The sequence below is a fragment of the Paenibacillus sp. Z6-24 genome, assembly GCF_054161335.1.
On sequence record NZ_CP096398.1, the window covers coordinates 868,657 to 888,972 of the forward strand.

Annotated in this window: 19 protein-coding genes; 18 read left to right on the plus strand and 1 reads right to left on the minus strand. The window is 49.8% G+C overall.

Features of this window, described 5'->3' with window-relative positions:
- Window positions 1–103: 103 nt before the first annotated feature.
- The 17 genes from M1D61_RS03845 (at window position 104) to M1D61_RS03925 (ending at window position 18,540) form a co-directional block, all read left to right on the plus strand.
- Complete coding sequence (locus M1D61_RS03845; RefSeq protein ID WP_458122401.1) at window positions 104–1,084, plus strand: ABC transporter substrate-binding protein; 981 nt, start codon at window positions 104–106, stop codon at window positions 1,082–1,084.
- 389 nt (window positions 1,085–1,473) lie between these two features.
- Window positions 1,474–3,153 carry a glycerol-3-phosphate dehydrogenase/oxidase gene (locus M1D61_RS03850; protein ID WP_458122402.1) on the plus strand — a complete coding sequence of 560 codons (1,680 nt, stop codon included), beginning with the start codon at window positions 1,474–1,476 and terminating at the stop codon, window positions 3,151–3,153.
- A gap of 284 nt (window positions 3,154–3,437) precedes the next feature.
- Entirely contained in the window at window positions 3,438–3,941 is a 504-nt protein-coding gene (locus M1D61_RS03855; RefSeq protein ID WP_458121240.1) for a hypothetical protein, read from the plus strand.
- A gap of 366 nt (window positions 3,942–4,307) precedes the next feature.
- Entirely contained in the window at window positions 4,308–5,639 is a 1,332-nt protein-coding gene (locus tag M1D61_RS03860) for a hemolysin family protein (RefSeq protein ID WP_458121241.1), read from the plus strand.
- A gap of 193 nt (window positions 5,640–5,832) precedes the next feature.
- Window positions 5,833–6,090, plus strand: a complete 258-nt coding sequence (locus M1D61_RS03865; RefSeq protein ID WP_458121242.1) for a YqkE family protein — start codon at window positions 5,833–5,835, stop codon at window positions 6,088–6,090.
- Window positions 6,091–6,372: 282 nt separating this feature from the next.
- A complete protein-coding gene (locus M1D61_RS03870; protein WP_046216154.1) occupies window positions 6,373–7,332 on the plus strand; it encodes an ABC transporter permease in 960 nt (319 codons plus the stop codon).
- Window positions 7,316–8,269 (plus strand): iron chelate uptake ABC transporter family permease subunit, encoded by a 954-nt coding sequence (locus tag M1D61_RS03875; RefSeq protein ID WP_458121243.1) that lies wholly within the window; start codon window positions 7,316–7,318, stop codon window positions 8,267–8,269. Before M1D61_RS03870 ends, M1D61_RS03875 begins: the two co-directional genes overlap by 17 nt.
- 88 nt (window positions 8,270–8,357) lie before the next feature.
- A complete protein-coding gene (locus M1D61_RS03880; RefSeq protein WP_458121244.1) occupies window positions 8,358–9,116 on the plus strand; it encodes an iron ABC transporter ATP-binding protein in 759 nt (252 codons plus the stop codon).
- A gap of 139 nt (window positions 9,117–9,255) precedes the next feature.
- A complete protein-coding gene (locus M1D61_RS03885) occupies window positions 9,256–10,212 on the plus strand; it encodes a siderophore ABC transporter substrate-binding protein (RefSeq protein WP_458121245.1) in 957 nt (318 codons plus the stop codon).
- 359 nt (window positions 10,213–10,571) lie between these two features.
- The gene (locus tag M1D61_RS03890; RefSeq protein ID WP_458121246.1) at window positions 10,572–11,513 is read left to right on the plus strand and encodes a carbohydrate ABC transporter permease; all 942 of its coding nucleotides are present in this window, start codon (window positions 10,572–10,574) and stop codon (window positions 11,511–11,513) included.
- Between the two features lie 12 nt (window positions 11,514–11,525).
- Window positions 11,526–12,410, plus strand: coding sequence for a carbohydrate ABC transporter permease (locus M1D61_RS03895; protein ID WP_458121247.1), 885 nt, complete (start codon window positions 11,526–11,528; stop codon window positions 12,408–12,410).
- A gap of 26 nt (window positions 12,411–12,436) precedes the next feature.
- Entirely contained in the window at window positions 12,437–13,825 is a 1,389-nt protein-coding gene (locus M1D61_RS03900) for an ABC transporter substrate-binding protein (protein ID WP_458121248.1), read from the plus strand.
- A gap of 838 nt (window positions 13,826–14,663) precedes the next feature.
- Window positions 14,664–14,867, plus strand: a complete 204-nt coding sequence (locus M1D61_RS03905; protein ID WP_046216149.1) for a YwbE family protein — start codon at window positions 14,664–14,666, stop codon at window positions 14,865–14,867.
- Window positions 14,868–14,909: 42 nt separating this feature from the next.
- Window positions 14,910–15,818, plus strand: a complete 909-nt coding sequence (locus M1D61_RS03910) for an aldo/keto reductase (protein ID WP_458122403.1) — start codon at window positions 14,910–14,912, stop codon at window positions 15,816–15,818.
- 166 nt (window positions 15,819–15,984) lie between these two features.
- Window positions 15,985–16,773 carry a ZIP family metal transporter gene (locus tag M1D61_RS03915; protein ID WP_458121249.1) on the plus strand — a complete coding sequence of 263 codons (789 nt, stop codon included), beginning with the start codon at window positions 15,985–15,987 and terminating at the stop codon, window positions 16,771–16,773.
- Window positions 16,774–17,313: 540 nt separating this feature from the next.
- Complete coding sequence (locus tag M1D61_RS03920; protein ID WP_458121250.1) at window positions 17,314–18,087, plus strand: alpha/beta hydrolase; 774 nt, start codon at window positions 17,314–17,316, stop codon at window positions 18,085–18,087.
- Between the two features lie 135 nt (window positions 18,088–18,222).
- On the plus strand, window positions 18,223–18,540 hold the full coding sequence (locus tag M1D61_RS03925) for a thioredoxin family protein (protein WP_458121251.1): 318 nt from the start codon (window positions 18,223–18,225) through the stop codon (window positions 18,538–18,540).
- Between the two features lie 128 nt (window positions 18,541–18,668).
- Here the strand turns inward: M1D61_RS03925 and M1D61_RS03930 are convergent, their stop codons facing one another.
- Window positions 18,669–19,124: a MarR family winged helix-turn-helix transcriptional regulator gene (locus tag M1D61_RS03930; RefSeq protein ID WP_458121252.1), complete on the minus strand. Its 456-nt coding sequence runs from the start codon at window positions 19,122–19,124 to the stop codon at window positions 18,669–18,671.
- Window positions 19,125–19,535: 411 nt separating this feature from the next.
- On the opposite strand from M1D61_RS03930, the gene def reads away from it, so the two are divergent.
- Window positions 19,536–20,081, plus strand: a complete 546-nt coding sequence (gene def / locus M1D61_RS03935) for a peptide deformylase (protein WP_046216196.1) — start codon at window positions 19,536–19,538, stop codon at window positions 20,079–20,081.
- Window positions 20,082–20,316 lie beyond the last annotated feature (235 nt).

Below are 20,316 nucleotides of genomic sequence, written 5' to 3' on the forward strand. Positions count from 1 at the left end.
GGTACAATCATTTATGCTAAGATGGCAGTTGAAAATGATAATCTTTATCATTCGTTCAAATCCAACCAATACAGATGAAGGTGGGTCTCATTATATGCAAAATATGCACAAGAAAAAAAGCTTCATCATGATCCTGATGGCAGTTCTACTGATCGGCATTTTGGCAGCGTGTGGGCAATCCGGTACCAGCGGTAGCACAGCTCCCGCAGCAGGTGACGGTACCACTGCTGCTCCGGCAGCGGAAGAAAGCAAGACGATCACCTACAAGGCAGCCAATGGCGACGTGGAAGTGCCGCGTCATCCGCAGCGTGTCGTTGTGCTGGCCGACAGCTATTACGGCTACCTGTATGCGCTGGGCATCAAGCCGATAGCTACGACCAACAAGCCATTTGACAGTATCTATCTGAAAGACACCCTGGAGGGTGTAACCAATCTGGGCGAGACACCCGAGGTAGAGAAAGTACTGGCGCTCAATCCTGATCTGATCATCGTCTGGGACGGCGACACCAATCTGGATAAATTCACGAAAGTGGCACCAACTGTAGCGATCAAGTACGGGGAATACACCTACAAGGAACAGCTGCAGGAATTTGGCAAAATGACAGGCACCGAAGATAAAGCCAAAGAGGTGGCAGCAGCCTGGGAAGCCAAGATCAATGAAGTGAAACCACAGGTACAGGCAGCAGTGGGTGACAAAACCGTCTCCATCATCCAGCCGTACGCCAAAGGGGTCTACGTTATGGGAGACAGCTTTGGACGCGGCGGCGAGATCATCTATCAGGAGCTGGGACTCAAAGGCACCGAAATGACGCAAAAAGAAGCGATCGATCAAGGCCCGGGTTATGTCAGCATCTCTCTGGAGAATGTACCTGACTTTGCCGGTGACTATATCTTTACCGCTCCATGGGGCGGCGACAGTGACAAGGAAGGTACGACGCTGTACAACAGCAGTCTGTGGAAGCAGCTGCCTGCAGTGAAGAACAACCATGTGTTCAATATTGATCCGATTGCGTACTACTTTAACGATCCAATCTCGATGAACGCCCAGCTCGACTTTATTGTTCAAAGCCTGACCGGAAAGTAAATTCGGAACAGGCCCGCAAAGGAAAAGGGAGGTCCGGAGTTCGTCAGTTTGGTAGAGAAAGTGAGATACATTCGGAACCGCTCAGCCTGGGGGCAAAAAGAACGTATTTTTTCCGACCATTCTTCCCTAAATTGCAGTAATCAAAAATAATCGTAAAATTTAAGCGATTTCTTTGCCTGAGTACAGCAGGGTATGTTATACTGGAGCTAACAAGTTAATAAATTCGTCATTAGACTTTGGAGAGACCACGAATACACGCGGCAGCAGCCGTTTATGTGTAATGTTCGTGGTCTCTTTTTTGCGGTTTGAACTGGAATATTCTTGCAAATCAATCGGCTGAACAGCCACATAGGAATTCATATCACAGGGAGGAAATAATAATGAACACGATGTTTTCAGCACAGGACCGAGCAGCGATTTTACAGAAAATGACCCAGGAGACGCTGGATGTACTCGTTATTGGCGGCGGGATTACCGGATCGGGGATCGCACTGGATGCAGTCACACGCGGTATGAAAATCGGACTGGTGGAGATGCAGGACTTTGCAGCCGGCACGTCCAGCCGTTCGACCAAGCTGGTCCATGGCGGACTGCGCTATCTGAAGCAGTTTGAAGTGAAAATGGTTGCCGAAGTCGGCAAGGAACGCGCGATTGTCTATGAAAATGGACCACATGTCACCACACCGGAGTGGATGCTGCTTCCTTTCCACCAGGGCGGAACATTCGGCAGTTTCAGCACATCGATCGGTCTGCGGGTATATGATTTCCTCGCTGGCGTGAAAAGCAGCGAACGCCGCAAAATGCTGAGTGCGCAGGAGACGCTGAACAAGGAACCGCTTGTGAAGCAGGACGGACTCAAAGGCGGCGGCTACTATGTCGAGTACCGCACCGACGACGCGCGTCTGACGATCGAAGTGATCAAGGAAGCGGTCAAACGCGGCGCACTGGCATCCAACTATACCAAAGCGGTAGATTTCATCTATGAAGACGGCAAACTGAAAGGCGTCAAAGTCAAAGATACGATTAGCGGCAAAGAATATAAAATCTTCGCCCGCAAAGTGATCAATGCTGCCGGTCCATGGGTAGATACACTGCGCAAAATCGATAACTCCAAAAAAGGTAAAACCCTGCAGATGACCAAAGGGATTCATCTCGTTATCGACCATGAGCGCTTCCCGCTGGAGCAGGCGGTTTACTTTGATACACCGGACGGACGGATGGTATTCGCTATTCCAAGAGACGGCAAAACATATGTTGGTACAACCGATACGGTCTACAAAGCAGACCCGATCCATCCGCGTATGACTACAGCGGACCGCGATTATGTTATCAAAGCGATCAACTACATGTTCCCGACCGTTAAAGTCACTGCGGATGATGTGGAATCCAGCTGGGCTGGCATACGTCCGCTCATTCACGAAGACGGCAAATCGCCATCCGAGATTTCCCGCAAGGATGAAATCTGGCAGTCCGACAGCGGTCTGATCACTATCGCCGGCGGCAAGCTGACCGGCTACCGCAAAATGGCCGAGATGGTCGTCGATCTGGCCGCCGAGCTGCTGCAAAAAGAAACCGGCCAGACGTTCAAACCTTCCCAGACCAAGCATATGGCGATTTCCGGTGGAGATGTAGGCGGTTCGGCAGGCTTGCCGGCCTTTATCCGTCAGCATGCCGATGCAGGAGCAAATGTAGGGCTGAGCCGGGAACAGGCGGAGAAGCTATCCGGATTCTACGGCTCCAATGTGACCCAGCTGTTCGCCCGTGTGAACCAGCCGGATGCCATTGCCGAAGAACTGGGATTGCCAGCGGATGTACGTGTACGTCTCGTATACGCGATGGAAGAAGAAATGACAGCCAAACCGGTCGATTTCTTTATCCGCCGTACCGGAGCATTGTTCTTCGATATCGCCTGGGTGCAGCAGTGGAAACAGCCGGTCATCGAGTACATGGCGAGACGCCTGAACTGGAGCGCCGACCAGAAGCGCCGTTACACCGACGAGCTGGAGACCCAGCTGCATGATGCGGTAGTGCCTTCCGATGCGGAAGCAAGCAGTGAGTTTGCGGTGTGATGTATCAAATAGATAATCTAAATAATGCATAATTGCATAAGAACGAGCATATCGAATAACTGAGTTATTATATTGTTGAATGATTGGATTACCGAATGACAAAGCTGGATCAACGGCTCTCTTCCATAGAGAGCCGTTTTATTTTGGTCGAAAGGAATGTGCAGAAGAACAATCCCCGACCAAAGTCCAGGGGCAAAATCATCCACAGGCTGAGGCCAACCCATAATGCAGCGTGGTATGCTGGATATACTCAGGTATAACCTAAGGATAAGGGGAGAAATCAGATGATGAAACGGGCAATTATTGCACCGGTCCTGCTGCTGCTGGGAGTGTATTTGTTTTTGAATCCCGGTGGATCGGAGGGAGCGGGCGAGATTTTTGCGACATTCTGGCCGACGCTGTTCGTCATACCGCTGGGACTGCTTTTTCAATGGATGTATTTTTCACTGGTCGGACCGAAAGGGATCGGGCTGCTCATCCCGGGAGGCATTCTGCTGACTGCCGGAATCGTGAGCCAGCTGGCTCAAGTGTTCGGGATCTGGAGTTACATGTGGCCGGGCTTTATCCTGGCAATAGCAGTAGGGCTGTTCCAACTGTACTGGTTTGGTTCACGTAACAAATGGCTGCTTATTCCAATCCATATTCTGGCCGTGCTGTCACTGCTGTTTTTCGCCGTATTCTCGATCAATTCGGTGCTATCCCGGCTCATCTTCGTACAACCGCTGGTAGCGATCGCGCTTGTACTCGGTGGTGCCTGGATGCTGGTAGAACGCAAAAAAGAGTGGTAAGGAGTATGGCTTCGTATCGGTGATTCGAACATCGCAGACTATCGAATCCCGGCAAGCCAAAAGAGGCAGCACACGACACTGTACATATTCTCTTTTCATAACATCTATTGCATGCCGTATACTGCATATAATATGCCGATGATCCTGTTACAATTGCAGGCACTGTTGCATCTAACCACATCAATCGGCTATCGGGAAAAGCTGCCAATTCGGCAGCTTTTTTGGTCGTTCCCTGGTCAAGCAGGGCATGAACAAAAACAGAGCGGTTTATTTTGGGTAATGGTAAACAGTGCATGCCAAAGCATACATACTATTTATGTATAAATATCTGCTGGATTCAATCGAAAAGGAGGAGTGAGCCCGCCTATGGAAACGCTCAATGTCATTATCGTAATTTTGTTGATTCTGCTTACTTCATTTTTTGTTGCATCGGAATATTCCATTATTCGTGTCCGGGTATCGCGGATTAATCAGCTGGCGGAAGAAGGCAACAAAAATGCCAAAGCCGTACAGTATATCATTTCCAAGCTGGATGAGTTCCTGTCTGCCTGCCAGCTGGGAACGACGCTCACCTCACTGGCACTCGGCTGGCTGGGGGAATCGACGATTGAGGAGCTGCTGCACCCACTGTTCGTCTGGCTGCATATTCCGGGCTCCATGACGTCTGTGCTGTCCTTCCTGATCGCGTTTCTGCTGATGACCTATTTTGAAGTGGTGATCGGAGAGCTGGTACCCAAGTCGTTCGCGCTTCAGGTCGCCGAGCCGATGGCGCTGTTTTTTGCCCGGCCGATGATTATTTTCTACAAATTCACCTATCCGTTCAACTGGGTACTGAGCCGGTCGGCCCGCTTTATTACCGGATTGTTCGGCGTTAAGCCGTTATCCGAGCAGGAAGTGGCGCAGAGTGAGGCGGAGCTGCGCTTTGCCCTGTCTGAAGGATACAAGAGTGGCAGTATCACACCGACCGAGTACCGCTATCTGAACAATGTATTTGATTTTGATGAATTGGTCGGCAGCGAGATTATGGTGCCGCGCACGGAAATCGTCTATATTGCCCAGGACGCCTCGCTGGAGCGGTTCTATGATATTATCCGCGAGGAACCATACAGCCTGATCCCGGTTGCTCTCGGCGGGGACAAGGACCGGATTATCGGATTGCTCAACGTCAAGGAGGTGCTGCGTGATGCGGTTAACCGCCAGCATGCACCGACCGATCCGATTGCGCCCTTTATTCGTCCGGTGCTGCAGCTGATCGAGACGGTACCTGCCCGCGAGCTGCTCGGTCAGATGCAAAAGGAAAATATTCATATGGCCGTGCTGCTGGACGAGTACGGCGGAACAGCCGGTATGGTCACCCTGGAAGATGTTCTGGAAGAGATCGTCGGTGATATTCCATCCAAATCGGATACCGAACCGCTGTCCACGCCGGCGATCAGCAAGCTGGGCGACCGGCATTACAAATTGCAGCCGCAGGCGTTGATCCATGAAGTGAACCGCCGCCTCGGTACGGATATCGAAGCTGGTGAAGCCTATACGATCGGCGGCTGGATGCTGTCACGCAAGTTCAATATCCGCGAAGGACAATCGGTGATCGAGGATCATTATGAATTTACGGTTACACGGATGGAGCAGCATCATATTCGCGAGATCGAAGTGCAGCCATATGAGCCGGAAGAACCGCAGGAAAATGATGCTTAAGCCATAGTATGGACAGTGAGGAAGTGGGGATACAAGAGAGCAAATGCAAAACCGGTACAAAAAAGCCGGCATGCTCTTCACTGCGATCCTGTGAGAATGATATAATGAAATGAATGCCAGCCTTGATGAAATCCTATTTGTAAATGATCCATTTTGGCTGACATCCCAACTCTGGATAACGGGGGAACAGACCATGGCCAAGAAAAACAAAGCGCCGGCCCGACCGGCAGCCACACAGGATAAACCGGCTACACTCAAGGATCTGCTGAGTACCGATGTGCTCGACAAGCTCAAATCCCAGGCGAATGAACTGCGTGAAGCGGAGCAGCAGCAGCAGGAGAAGCAGCGTCAGCAGGCGGAAGAAGCCCGCAAAGCCGAGCAAAAACGCAAGGACAACGATTTTGAGTATTTGCTGGAGAATAGTAATCAGGACTGGAAAAAATATAAATAAGTCTGCCAGCGTGCAGAACAGGAAGCCCTCCGGCGGCGGCAGAGTAGGCTCTGCCGCCGCCGGAGGGCTTCCTTTGTATCTTTATTGATAAAGATTATCCAAAAAAGGGTTGATCATTGTTTGGTAAATGGCTACAATAATACTTTGTAACCTATTGATAATGAATATCATTATCGAATGTATTTTTTTATATTACATACAAGGTCAGTCATCGGGAGGGAGGATTACCTTAAAGAGGAGAACACAGGCAGTCATGCCGCCTTTTTACGGGAATGAACAGGTATGAAATTAAGAACGCTTATTATACTATTTACGGTTCTGGCGATCACCTCCCTGTTCGTGGGAGTCAAGGATCTGCGTCCCTGGGAAATGTTCAGCTGGACGGCCGAACAGCAGCAGGTGTTCTGGATCAGCAGGGTACCGAGACTGATTAGTATTATTATTGCGGGAGCCTGCATGAGTATTGCCGGACTGATCATGCAGCAGCTCAGCCGTAACAAATTTGTCTCGCCAACGACGGCGGGGACAATTGAATGGACCCGGCTCGGCATACTCGTCTCGATGATGCTGTTCGCCGCGGCCGCACCGCTGGTCAAAATGGGCATTGCGTTTGTGTTCGCACTGGGTGGTACTTTCTTGTTCATGCAAGTGCTGAACCGGATCAAGTTTAAGGATACGATATTTATCCCGCTGGTCGGGTTGATGCTAGGTAATGTGGTCAGCTCGATCGCTACCTACTTTGCCTACCGATATGATCTGGTGCAGAATATCTCCTCCTGGCTGCAGGGCAACTTCTCGCTCGTGCTGCAGGGGCGGTACGAACTGCTGTACATCAGCGTACCGCTGGCCATTATCGCCTATATCTATGCGAACCGGTTTACACTGGCGGGGATGGGTGAGGATTTTGCGACCAACCTGGGACTGAATTATAAAAGGGTCGTTACGATCGGACTGATCATCGTCTCGCTGATCTCGGCTTCGGTCGTGCTGACTGTCGGCTCGATTCCTTATCTGGGATTAATCATCCCTAATATCGTCAGCATCTACCGGGGTGATCATCTCAAGAAAAGTCTGATGCATACGGCACTGCTTGGTGCGAGCTTTGTTCTGCTATGTGATGTGCTCGGACGAATCCTTATTTACCCTTACGAAATTCCGATCGGAGTCATGGTGGGTGTCATCGGCAGCGGCATTTTCCTGTATCTGTTGTTAAGGAGAGATGCATATGCGGCTGCAAGCTAAAATAGGATGGATGATCGGTGCTTCATTCGTGCTGATTGCGATGTTTCTGTTCGTCAAGCTGAATCCCGTCAATCTCGATTATGTGCTGCCACGGCGCGCAGCGAAGATTACGGCGATCGTGCTGACCGGTACGACGATCGCGTTTGCTTCGGTTATTTTCCAGACGATTACGAATAACCGGATACTGACGCCGAGTGTGATGGGACTGGATTCGCTGTATGTGTTTATCCAGTCGGTGATTGCTTTCCTGTTCGGGACATCCAGTCTGTTTATGCAGAATGCGAATGTGAACTTCCTGCTCTGTGTGGTTGGGATGATCGCCTTTTCCGGAGTGCTGTACCGGCTGATGTTCCGGCGGGAGAATCAGAATATTTATTTCCTGCTGCTGATCGGGATGATTCTGGGAAGTTTCTTTTCCAGTCTCTCGACCTTCATGCAGGTGCTGATTGATCCGAATGAATTTCTGATTTTGCAGAACAAGCTGTTTGCCAGCTTCAACAAGGTCAACACCGATCTGCTCTGGCTTGCCCTGATCGGTACGGCAGCGGTCGGCGTCTATGTGTATCCGTATATCAAATACTTTAATGTACTCGCACTGGGCAAGGATCATGCGGTCAATCTGGGCATCAATTACGATCTGGTCGTCAAAAGGCTGCTGCTGGCCGTAGCCGTGCTCGTGTCGATCTCGACAGCGCTGGTCGGACCGATATTGTTCCTCGGACTGCTCGTCGTCAATCTGGCACGGGAGTTCCTGCCGACGTACCGGCACAGCTATCTGATCGGCGGCTCGATCCTGATCAGCATCATTACGCTGGTCGGTGGGCAGTTGGTCGTAGAGAGACTGTTTGCTTTCTCGACACCGCTCAGTGTCATCGTGAACTTTTTTGGCGGCAGCTACTTCCTGTATTTGCTGCTGCGGGGAAATATCGCGAGATAGAGGGATAGCAGGACAGAGGATCATATCACGAATCCGCACAGAACAGGGTGATTCATGAGCCTGCTCTGTCATGAAAGGAAGAAGGACCATGCTGGAAGTCAAAAACCTGTCCAAAACGTATAACGGCAAAAAAGTGGTCGATGATGTCTCGCTGACGATCCGCAAAGGTCAGATCACTTCATTCATCGGACCGAACGGTGCCGGCAAAAGTACACTGCTCTCGATGATCAGCCGGCTGATTACGAGAGATCAGGGCGAAGTATGGCTCGAAGGCCGCGAGATCGGCAGCTGTGACAGCAAGGAACTGGCGCGTACACTGGCGATTCTCAAGCAGGCCAATCATATTGAGCTGCGGCTGACGATCCGCGAGCTGGTATCCTTTGGCCGGTTTCCATATTCGCAGGGACGGCTGAACCGGGAAGATGAGCGTCATGTGGATGAGGCGATTGCCTATATGGGACTCACCGACATGCAGCACAAGTACCTCGACGAGCTGAGCGGCGGCCAGAAGCAGCGTGCTTACATCGCGATGGTGCTCGCCCAGGATACGGAATATATCCTGCTCGATGAGCCGCTCAATAATCTGGATATGAAGCATTCGGTTCAGATTATGCAGACCCTGCGCCGGATGGTACAGGAGCTGGGCAAGACGATTGTGCTCGTCATTCACGATATTAATTTTGCCTCCTGTTATTCGGACCGAATCGTGGCCCTCAAGGATGGACGGATCGTGCAGGAAGGCAATGTGGAGCAGATCATCGACACGGATGTGCTGCGCGGCATCTATGATCTGGAGATTGGCATTCAGGAGATTGCAGGCCAGCGGATTTGTACATTTTACGCATAATGCCTGTATGGGAAAGAGCATGGCATCAGTGCTGCACGGTACCGAAATCCTGTTCTCTATAGAACCGTCACAGGCAGCACTTGGATTGAAATCGAATATTCATGCAGTATCCAATACACTTATCAAAGGAGAATTTATAATGAAAAAATGGACACTCGGTCTTACACTTATTCTGGCTATTCTGGTACTGGCCGCCTGTGGCAAAGATACAGGTTCAACAACAGGAGCGGCAGCAGGAAGCAGTGCAGCAGAAACGGCTACCGTCAAGGTTGCCCAGACGACAGGTGATGTCGAAGTACCGCAAAATCCGCAGCGCGTTGTTGTATTTGATATGGGCATCCTCGATACGATGGATCAGCTGGGCATCAAGCCTGTTGCTGTACCCCAGGACAATCTGCCGCCTTACCTGAAAAAATATGCAGCCAGCGATTATATCAATGCCGGCGGCCTGAAAGAGCCGGATTTTGAGAAAATCAGCGAAGCGGCACCGGATCTGATCATCATCTCCGGACGTCAGGCGGATTCCTATGAAGAGTTCAGCAAGATTGCCACCACGATCAATCTGAGTGTGGACACGAATGATTACATGAATTCCTTTACCCAAAACATGAATATTATCGGTGAAATCTTCGGCAAGCAGGATCAGATCAAACAGGCCCTGACAGCCATCAACGACGAAATCAAAGCCACCCAGGATAAAGTGAAAAAAGCCGATCAGAACGCACTGATCGTACTGGCGAACGAAGGAAGCCTGAGCGCATACGGAGCAGGTTCCCGCTTCGGTCTGATCCATGACGTGCTGGGCTTCAAACCGGCTGATCCAAATATCGAAGCATCCACTCACGGACAGAGCGTATCGCCTGAATATGTAGCAGAGAAAAATCCGGATTATCTGTTTGTCGTTGACCGCGGCAGTGCAGTGGGTGAAGATTCCTCCGGAAAAGCTACAGTTGAAAATGCACTCGTCAAAAACACCAATGCCTACAAAAACGGACATATCATCTACCTGAACCCGTACTACTGGTACCTGTCCGGTGGTGGTCTGCAATCCGTATCCGAAATGGTCAAAGAAGTGGGCGACGCGGTACAGGGATAATTTTCTGTACATCGATTGATCATGAAAACAGGAAAATGCGTAAAAATACGCTAACAGTCCTGCCAACCTGGTTATCTCGCTCTATTCCTAATTTCATCTATAGTCCAAAGGAAGCTGTAAGTTACATCGCAGCTTCCTTTTTGTTATATAAAGTGACATATACAAGTCAATAGAATGTTGGATATCAGTTAAAATTCGATTTTTATGTATGAAAATCAATTATATTGATCATACCAATTAACTATTTTAATAACTATATTACACAAAAGGAGAACTATACTCTAGAAATTAATCATTATTTCATTATAATGATTATAACAACAGGTGCTGCTCACAAAACTTCCAAGGAAAGAAGGTGGATGATGGTGTCTGAAAATGCACAAACGATCGCAGGTCAACAAACCACAGCCGTCCGCAGAAAGTGGCTGAGTTCCACCGATATCGCCGGCTGGTGCTTTGTCCTGCCACTGCTGGTTGGAGTACTGGGCTTCTCCCTGTACCCGATGGTCTCCGCTCTGCTGACGAGCTTCCATGGTAACGGAGCTGCCTCTGCGCAGTGGGTGGGGCTGACTAACTATTCCAGGGTGCTGCAGGACGATTTGTTCTGGGGTGCTCTCTACAACACAATCTATATTGGCGGGCTGTCGGCCATTCTCGGTATTGTGTTCTCCTTTATCCTGGCCAGTCTGGTCCATCATCTGCCCTGGCAGCGTACACGCAATGTGTTCAAAGCGATTTTCTTCCTTCCCAATGTGGTCTCGGCCGTAGCCACCAGTCTTCTCTTCAGTCTGTTATTTCATCCCGGCAAAGAAGGTCTGATCAACTATGCACTGAACTGGTTCGGTATCGATCCGGTTGGCTGGTTTACCGATCCTTCGATTGCACGTCTGAGCGTCGTGTTCATGATTCTATGGAGTGCGCTTGGATACAATACGATCATTTTCCTGGCTGCCCTGCAGAGCGTACCGCGCGAGCAGTATGAAGCAGCCGATATCGATGGAGCGAGTGCGCTGGGCAAATGGCGCTATATTACAATTCCATCGCTGCGCCCGATTTTCCTGTTCATGATCGTCATGGGCGTGATCAACGGCATGAAGCAGTTTACCAATGTATGGCTGATCGGCGGCAGTGCAGGCAATCCGTCGGGCGCGCTGATGACATCGGTACTGTACATTTACCGTAATGCCTTTTTGTCTTCCCAGCTGGGGATCGCTACGGCAGCGTCGTATCTGCTGTTTGTGTTCATTCTGCTGCTGACGCTGGTCATCCTGCGGATCAATTCCCGCAACCAATTGAACTAGGAGGCTGACGATATGGATAAAACCGCACCCACGCTCCCGACAGCGCCTATGCAAATGGGCCACAAAACAAGCCGGAAGTTCACCCGCTTTGCGATTATGTTCATCCTGTGCGTAGCCTCCGTGACGATGGTACTGCCTTTTATCTGGATGGTCATGACCAGCTTTGACTGGGGGGCACGACTGAATATTCCGTTCCCGCCGAGCTTCTGGCCGGAAGATCCGTCACTGCGCACCTACCGGGCCGCTCTGACGAATGTGGACCTGATCCGCTATATTCTGAACTCCTTTATCGTGGCGATCGGTGTGATTGTGATCAGCCTGTTCTCGGCGCTGCTGTCGGGGTATGCGCTGTCTAAGATCCGGTTCAGGGGAGCGGGAGTGGTACTCGTGCTGGCGCTCAGTACAATGATGATTCCTTTTGAAATGACGATGATTCCGCAGTACATGCTGTTCAACCAGATCCATCTCCTGGATACATATTGGGTTTTCTTTTTGCCGGCACTGAATTATGCCTTCGGTACGTTCCTGTGCAAGCAGTTTATTGACGGACTGCCGGGTGAGCTTAGGGAAGCGGCACTGATCGACGGAGCGAGTGAATATGGCATCTTCCCGCGTATCTATTTGCCGCTGTGCATGCCGATCTTTGCCACGATGGTCATTCTGCAGTTCCTCGGGGTATGGAATGAGCTGATCTGGCCGCTGCTGGCGCTCAACAACCCGGACAAGTACACCATTCAGCTCGGTCTGGCCATGTTCAACTACAACAACGGCTCCCGCCAGATGCCCTCGATCATCATGGCAGCAACCTGTATCAGCCTGATTCCTGTGCTGGTATTGTATATGTTCCTGCAAAAGTACATCGTGGAAAGCATCGCGACAACAGGCATCAAGCAGTAACCAAATTAGACAAAGGTGGTAACGCTATGAGACGAAGATGGCAATCGGTGTGTATTGTACTGCTGGTAATGATTCTGACGGCATGCAGCTCTTCGGCAGAGGGCGAGGCGGGCTCACAGACGTACAACTCGGAAGTACAGAAGGTATCTGATGTATCGGGCACTGTACGTCTCTCACTGGCCGGCTGGCAGCTGGAGAACGGCATTGATCCGGTGACCGGGCAGGAGACGACCGGATTTAACCAGTATGTCGAGGATACGTTCAAAAAAATGTATCCGAACATCACGCTGGAAGTGACCCAGGTTCCATGGGAAAATGCCCAGGCCAAGCAGCGTGCCCAGCTGATGTCCGGTGATGTCGATGTAATCTACACCGGCGGAGCCTTTGCCGCCCAGTATTATAATGAAGGATTGCTGCGCGATCTGGATGATCTGATCGACAAGGATACCGCTTTTGATCCGGGCATCTATCTGGAAGGGATCTGGAACAGCTCCTACAGCACACGTTCGCCGGATGGACAGCATCAGTACGGCATCCCGGCCATTCTCGGCAAGCGCGTGACCATCTATGACAAGCAGATCTTCGCAGACTGGGGCGTAGAGCCGCTGTCTGAAGTACCAACTCCGGAAGAAATTCTGGAAAAAGCCAAAAAAATGACCGGTACCGATCCAAAAACCGGCGAGCAGACGTACGGACTGTGGTTCTCCGGCAACTCGATCAACCAGTCCACTTTTGTCGCGTTGAGCTACTATTTTGGTGAAAAAGGCGGCGAAGGCACACTCGACAAACCGGGCGATATCAAATGGTCGCTGAATACACCGGGTATGGTCAAGGCACTGGAATGGATGGGCGAAGCCTCCAAGCTGGCACCACCGGCATTCGTCAATGGCAGCGGTGAAGAGAACTTTGGCCTGGAAAATAACAATGTCGCGATGGTACTGGACAACAGCGGAACTACCATCATGAGTGAATTCCGTGCCAATGGCGACAAGGAACTGCTGGACCGCTACGTACCGGTTATGAATATCGGTAAAGACGGCACCGGCTGGGTCGCCGTCGATCCGATCATCATGGCCAAAAAAGTCGAAAACCCGGAAGCTTCCTGGGAAGTCATGAAGTTCCTGGCAAGCTACGATACGCAGAAGTGGGCATACCTAAACTTTGACTACACGCCGACACTGAAAAAGGCAGACTTTGTGGAGGAAAATAACGGATTCGTCCAAAACGCCATGAAGATGGCGGACATCACCAAGCCGACGCTGATGGACGAAGCGAACCCTTTCTACAACAGCGAAATCGTCCCGGCGATCAACGGCTACCTGAGCGAATCGGCCAACGGCAAGACGCCGGATACCAAAGCGCTGCTGGAACGACTGCAGTCACGAGCGGAAGAATGGTCGGCCAATCAAAAGTAAGGTGAGACGGCTCCATGCATTCCAGAAAGGAATAAGGACACGTCCTCCGGTGGAGCCGGGGAATCTACGAATTAGGAGAAAATGTAGATTCCCTGGCTTTATATTTTGGTTGATTCTAGAATGAAGAACTTACACATCTATGGCAACACAGTAAAATAGCAAACCAGCAAACCAGCCAAAATTAAATTAAAAGGAACTGACTGTTGCGGTAATCACTACTGCTATAGTCAGTTCCTTTTTTATTCGAGAGCATATAATTCCGGGTAAGTACATATTTGATGTGAAATTATTCTGATGGATGCTTTCACTCCATGCCGGGTGCGGATACGAATCAGTTTGGCAAATTAACAAATGGATCAGATCACAAATACATTAACAAATCGTAATCCATCTAATAACCAGGGAAATCCAATGAAATGCAACTGCTCTACAGACTTCTTCTCGTAAGTCTTGCAAGCTCTGTAAGCAGATGCGGCAAAAGCTGCTCACTGCAAGGAGCGCAGGAAAGGGAATAGAGCTAAGGACGACATTTAAGCCTGGAGAACGACTGCTGCAGGCGGTCAACCATGATCTCCAGGCTTAACCGGAGGACGTGCTCTATTCCCTTTCCGGAGCAGATGCTGTCAGAACATCCGAACCACCGTATATGCTGTCAGAACATCCGAACCACCACATAGGCCGCCAGACCATACACACCATTGCCCAGCATAGAATACGCACCACTTTGTGGATTTCAGCCAAGTATTATAAAATATGTTGTAGCACCATCAACAGAACAGACAGCCCACACCTGACATAGATGGCAATGCTATCGCTCAGGAGGAAAGGAACTCAAATCATGAACGGACAAACACGTGCCAACATCAAGCCGGGCCTGGAAGTGGATATTGTGCTCAAGCAGGATCAGCGCACCGGTAAACTGACCCGCGGGGTGGTCAAGGATATTCTGACCAACTCGCCGAATCATCCGCACGGCATCAAAGTGCGCTTGGCGTCAGGACAGGTAGGACGGGTAAAACATATTATTGCGGCTTCCAACTGAAGCACGCGGCAAACAAACACATAATGAAAGGGGTACTGCATGATGAAACAGAACAAACTGGGAGCTTCCGATCTGGTCGTCGGTGAAATCGGGCTGGGCTGCATGTCGCTCGGCACGGATGAGAACAAGGCGATCACGCTGCTGCACGAAGCGCTGGATCTTGGCGTAACGCTGCTGGATACGGCTGATCTGTACGATGAAGGACGTAACGAGGAGATTGTCGGTAAAGCGATCAAAGGCCGCCGCAGCGAAGTCGTACTCGCCACCAAAGTGGGCAATCGTCGTATTCCTGGCAAAGAGGGCTGGGTATGGGATGCGTCCAAGGAATATATTTTACAGGCGGTCAAAGAGAGCCTGCGCCGGCTGCAAACCGATTATATCGATCTGTATCAGCTGCATGGCGGCACATTGGACGACAATATCGACGAAGTCATTGAAGCCTTTGAACAGCTGAAAAAAGAAGGATTGATCCGTCAGTACGGCATCTCCTCCATTCGACCAAATGTGATCCGCGAATATGTGAAACGTTCGCATCTGGTCAGCGTGATGAGCCAGTACAGCATCCTGGATCGCCGTCCGGAAGAAGAAGTACTGCCGCTTCTCGCCGAGAACGGTGTCAGCGCCATCGTGCGCGGTCCGGTAGCCAGCGGCGCATTGGCCCATGGCCGGGAGGACAAAGCACAAAAGGGCTATCTGGACATCGACGGCGGCGAGATTGTGAAGCTGCGCCGTCATCTGGAAGAACTGTGTGGCCCGGATCGCAGTCTGACCCAGCTGGCGATCCGCTATTCCCTTGCCCATTCGGCGGTGGGAGCCGTTATTCCGGGAGCCAGCTCGTCGGAGCAGCTGCGTCATAACGTGGGGGCCGCTTCGGCGCCGCTGCTGACCGAAAGTGAACTGAATGCGATCCGTGCGCTGCGCCCGGCCAATACGTATGCCCAGCATCGTTAAGCACGATATCAACATCTATTCAAAGCATCTCATGATGATCATGGGATGCTTTTTTTATGGATTCATAGTCGATATGTATATTGTGAGATACATAGGTGTTCATATTCACTTCATTTCTGGTTAATAAGAGGGCAGACTAGCTTGTTGAATGGAGGAGTCGGATAAGATGTGGAATGCACTCATGTGGGGAGCAATTGCCGGTTCGGCCGTGCTGCTGGGCGCGCTGGTAGCGATTTATTTTAAAATTCCCAAAAAGATTATCGGCTGGATCATGGCATTCGGTACCGGTACGCTGATCGGGGCAGCTTCGTTTGAACTGCTGGGTGATGCGATCGAGGACGGCGGACTGTTTGCTACGGCGATCGGCTTTCTGGTCGGTGCGGTAGTGTATACGGTATTCGATCTGTTCATCTCTTCCCGGGGTGGAGCCCACCGCAAGCGTTCGTATTACAACCGGGCAGAAGAGGGAGACGAACAGGACAGCAGCGGACAGAACTCTTCTTCCAAGGATAAAGGCAAATCCAAAGGCGGCAGCGGGCTCGGGATATTCGCCGGTACCGTGATGGATGCGATCCCCGAGTCGATTATGATCGGTGCCAGCCTGCTGACCGGTCAGGGGGTTAGCGCCGTACTGGTCGTGTCGATCTTTGTGAGTAATATTCCGGAGGGACTCTCCAGTACCGTAGGGATGCAGCAGAGCAATTTTTCCCGCAGTAAAATATGGGGCATGTGGATCGCCGTATTGATCGTATCATCGCTCGCTTCGATGCTCGGCTATCTGTTCCTGGAGACCCTGCCCAATGAGATCAAAGCAGGCATCGGCGCTTTTGCCGGCGGCGGAATTATCGCCATGCTGTGCTCAACGATGGCACCGGAAGCCTACGAGGAAGGCGGTCCCATGGTCGGCTTGATCGCTTCGCTGGGTCTGCTGGTTGCACTGATGCTGAGTATTTGAATTTTGCATAGGGCTATGAATAAAATGCATGGAGTAAATAAATCAGCTGATTTCCTGAGCATGGAGTTAGCTGATTTATTTCCATATAAAGAATAAATTTTGCCGAATCGAGAATTACATACACATGAAAAAGGGTTAAACTTATATATACTTGGTAAGTCGCACCCTCTATTATGATGTGAATATTTTGCTGATAAATATTCATGGTGAATTAGCGATCTGGAGTGATTTCATTTTTACATGCTGACAGTCTGCAAAGGCTGGTTAAGGCAGAACTTATCCAAGATGAAATAATGCATAAAATCTGCATATTCAGAGATATGGTTCTGGAACTGCAGCAACATGATACCTGGAATGTTGCTGCATTCAGACATCCATCTGCTTGGCGCGAGGTACTCGAACTGGCAGACGAAATCAGGGCAGAACTGGGAATGATCTGGATCCTGTCGGCGAAGCGGATCTGAAATTGGATGATTCCACGAAACAGGATGAAGTGATATCTACTTCATTCAATCAGGAACTGCAAAAAGGAGAGTCGTCATGAAAGGAACACTGTTTACCGAAAGACATGCCGGTCGTGAACTGCTGATTTATTTACCTCCTTCTTATGATCAAGCGGATTATCCGCTGCCTGTGGTGTATGTGCAGGACAGCGGGGATCTGTATGACCCGGTGCTCAATGCGAATCTGTACCATCTGGAGCTGCGCTTTGCCGCCGGTACACTGTCTGAATGTATCCTGGTCGGCATTATGCCGTATGACCGGATTCATGAATATACACCATGGTCGGCCCAGAAGCTGCAGCCAGGGCGACGATATGATCATTTTGGCGGCAGGGCCAGCCAGTATCTGTATATGATCGTACACGAGCTCAAGCCGTGGGTTGACCGCAATTTCTATACCGATCCGCGACCGGAGAGTACCGGCATCGTCGGCAAATCGCTCGGCGGTCTGGTAGCTCTGTTTGCGGCATATGTGTATCCCGAGGTATTCGGCCGCATCGGCGCGATGTCGGCTTCGCTCTGGTACGAAGGCTTTGTGGAATTCATGGAGGAGCGTCAGCTGAATCCCGATCTGCGCATATACATGGATATCGGCTCCCTGGAAGGTACCACCAATACCAACCGCCAGCGGCTGCTGCAATCGCTCACTGACGAAGCGGCTGCCATCCTGGCGCGCAGCGAGCTGCCTGAGGAACAGTGGCATTTCCGGCGCATCGAGGGCGAGGACCATAACGAAGAAGCTTTCTATAGGCGCTTTCCGGAGATGATGGAGTGGTTATATGCCCGCCATACGGTTCGGCTGCTGCAATAGAGACCTTGCCAAATTTAAGTAAAAAGCAGATAATAAGGACAGAGAATTCTTTAAATTAAGATAGCTGAAGGACAGCAGCAGTAACCTGTGCTGATCCGACAGATGAATACATCGATGGGAAGGAGCGATTCTCTAATGGAAAGAATAGAATCTGCAGAACAATACCAGCAGCTGATTGGTGAACAGGAATATACGGTGATCAAGTTTGATACCAATTGGTGCCCGGACTGCCGTACGCTGGACCGCTTTATGGGCGGCATTATCGAACAGAACGCAGATAAGCGTTTTTATGCCATGGATGCAGAGAAGTTCCAGGATCTGGCGGAGCAAAATGAAGTAAGAGGAATTCCAAGCCTGCTCGTATTCCGCAACGGTGAGAAAATCGCCCACCTGCACAGCAAATTTGCCAAAACGCCTGCACAGGTGTCCGAATATCTCGCAGAAGTCAAATAAGCAGCTGTACAACAGCCAGAAGCCCGGTACAGGATGATAATCCTGCCGGGCTTTTTTTGTAGTAATGTATATGTTAACCGTTTGAGGGATATAAAAATGTAGAGTAACATTATTACACTATTACATTATTATCTTTGCTTCGCGACCAGCTCTTTGCGTTTAAGAATAAGATGTTCCACACTGCGCAGATGCAGCAGCAGTTCGTCTGCATCTTCCTCACTCAGCTCACGGATATTCTCGACAAGTTTGCCGGCCATAGTGCTAAAGATTTTATCAAGTGCTCTTCCGCCTTTGCGGGTGATGGAGATGCTCACATAACGACGATCCTGATCGGAACGAGTGCGTTCGATCAGCTCTTCCTGTTCCAGCTTGTCACAAATCTGCGTTACGGCACTTGTCGTCAGGCCTGTTGCTTTGACGATATCCGTACCATACTGACTGCCATTATTCAGCAGGAAGTGAAGAATAAAGATCTCGGTTGTGTTAGATTTGAGTTGACGCATTAATGTGGGCAGTTCCATGATCCGCGGCATGCGGTCTACAAGCAGTAAATAACTTTTAAGAAGTTCACCAGACGTTTCCAATTGTTAAATCCTCCTCAATAATATAGGTAAAACTGTTAGTTAATTATCAGTATAATGAAAAGTGTGAAAAATGATTAACTATCAGAATTCCATTATGTAACATCAGGTTGTCTACAACAGAAATTGCAAAAATGCAGATAAGAAATGCAAGATTCTTAAAACTTCCTTAACAATATAGTAATTTGTTACCAGTATTACGTCAATGCAAATTCGACAGATTGAGACAAAAAACCGCTGTCATTGACGTAAATTTAAACTTTTTTTATAATTAAATATAAATATCGCCAATTTAGCTATCATTTTTTAAAATATTAAACTATGCAGCGTTTGCCGTATTGTCCGGCAGGCGAATTATATCAATTAAAAGGTGGCCCAATTCCATTGAACCATTCATCACTTCCCTTTGTTACCATGGACGAAATTGTACGTGAAGGTGAGCCGATTCTCCGTGAGGTGACTGAACCGGTGACACTCCCCTTATCCGAGGAGGACCGCACGACAGTCAGTCGCATGATGGAATTCCTGAAAAAATCCCAGGACGAAAAAGCGGCTGAGCAATATGGACTGCGGGCGGGCATAGGTCTTTCTGCCAATCAGATTGGCTGGAACAAACGCGTCTTTGTGGTCTATTTTACCGATGATCAGGACCGTCAGCTGGAGTATGTATTCTGTAATCCGAAGCTGGTCAGTCATTCGGCTGCGATGATCTATCTGGAGAGCGGTGAAGGGTGTCTGTCTGTAGATCGTCCGGTGGACGGTTATGTACCAAGGTATGAGAAAGTGACAGTGCACGCATATACGCCGGAGGGACAGCTTTTCAAACTCAAGCTGAAAGGCTTTGCAGCTATCGTCTTCCAGCATGAGTATGATCATCTGAACGGTGTAATGTTTTATGATCATATCAATAAGAAGGATCCGTTCCGTCTGCCTGATGTCGAATATATACGTCCGCTGTAATCTAAATAGTATATCGGACAATTATTCATTTTTTATAAATTTTTCTCATGATCAATTTCACACTTTTTTAAAACTTTGGAAATAGGACAGGGCAGCATACAGCAGTAACGGGGCTGCAGCAATTGACCCATAACATCCATTTCACTATAGTCCATGAGCATGAAATCAAAACCTGCTGCTGCCCATCCGAACAGAGCGACCCGGGAAGACCGTCGATGAAAGACGGTCTTTTTCG

Coding starts and splice junctions, on each gene's coding strand:
- M1D61_RS03845 (WP_458122401.1), top strand. CDS start 104: ATGCACAAGAAAAAAAGCTTCATCATGATCCTGATGGCAGTTCTACTG.
- M1D61_RS03850 (WP_458122402.1), top strand. CDS start 1,474: ATGTTTTCAGCACAGGACCGAGCAGCGATTTTACAGAAAATGACCCAG.
- M1D61_RS03855 (WP_458121240.1), top strand. CDS start 3,438: ATGATGAAACGGGCAATTATTGCACCGGTCCTGCTGCTGCTGGGAGTG.
- M1D61_RS03860 (WP_458121241.1), top strand. CDS start 4,308: ATGGAAACGCTCAATGTCATTATCGTAATTTTGTTGATTCTGCTTACT.
- M1D61_RS03865 (WP_458121242.1), top strand. CDS start 5,833: ATGGCCAAGAAAAACAAAGCGCCGGCCCGACCGGCAGCCACACAGGAT.
- M1D61_RS03870 (WP_046216154.1), top strand. CDS start 6,373: ATGAAATTAAGAACGCTTATTATACTATTTACGGTTCTGGCGATCACC.
- M1D61_RS03875 (WP_458121243.1), top strand. CDS start 7,316: ATGCGGCTGCAAGCTAAAATAGGATGGATGATCGGTGCTTCATTCGTG.
- M1D61_RS03880 (WP_458121244.1), top strand. CDS start 8,358: ATGCTGGAAGTCAAAAACCTGTCCAAAACGTATAACGGCAAAAAAGTG.
- M1D61_RS03885 (WP_458121245.1), top strand. CDS start 9,256: ATGAAAAAATGGACACTCGGTCTTACACTTATTCTGGCTATTCTGGTA.
- M1D61_RS03890 (WP_458121246.1), top strand. CDS start 10,572: ATGATGGTGTCTGAAAATGCACAAACGATCGCAGGTCAACAAACCACA.
- M1D61_RS03895 (WP_458121247.1), top strand. CDS start 11,526: ATGGATAAAACCGCACCCACGCTCCCGACAGCGCCTATGCAAATGGGC.
- M1D61_RS03900 (WP_458121248.1), top strand. CDS start 12,437: ATGAGACGAAGATGGCAATCGGTGTGTATTGTACTGCTGGTAATGATT.
- M1D61_RS03905 (WP_046216149.1), top strand. CDS start 14,664: ATGAACGGACAAACACGTGCCAACATCAAGCCGGGCCTGGAAGTGGAT.
- M1D61_RS03910 (WP_458122403.1), top strand. CDS start 14,910: ATGAAACAGAACAAACTGGGAGCTTCCGATCTGGTCGTCGGTGAAATC.
- M1D61_RS03915 (WP_458121249.1), top strand. CDS start 15,985: ATGTGGAATGCACTCATGTGGGGAGCAATTGCCGGTTCGGCCGTGCTG.
- M1D61_RS03920 (WP_458121250.1), top strand. CDS start 17,314: ATGAAAGGAACACTGTTTACCGAAAGACATGCCGGTCGTGAACTGCTG.
- M1D61_RS03925 (WP_458121251.1), top strand. CDS start 18,223: ATGGAAAGAATAGAATCTGCAGAACAATACCAGCAGCTGATTGGTGAA.
- def (WP_046216196.1), top strand. CDS start 19,536: ATGGACGAAATTGTACGTGAAGGTGAGCCGATTCTCCGTGAGGTGACT.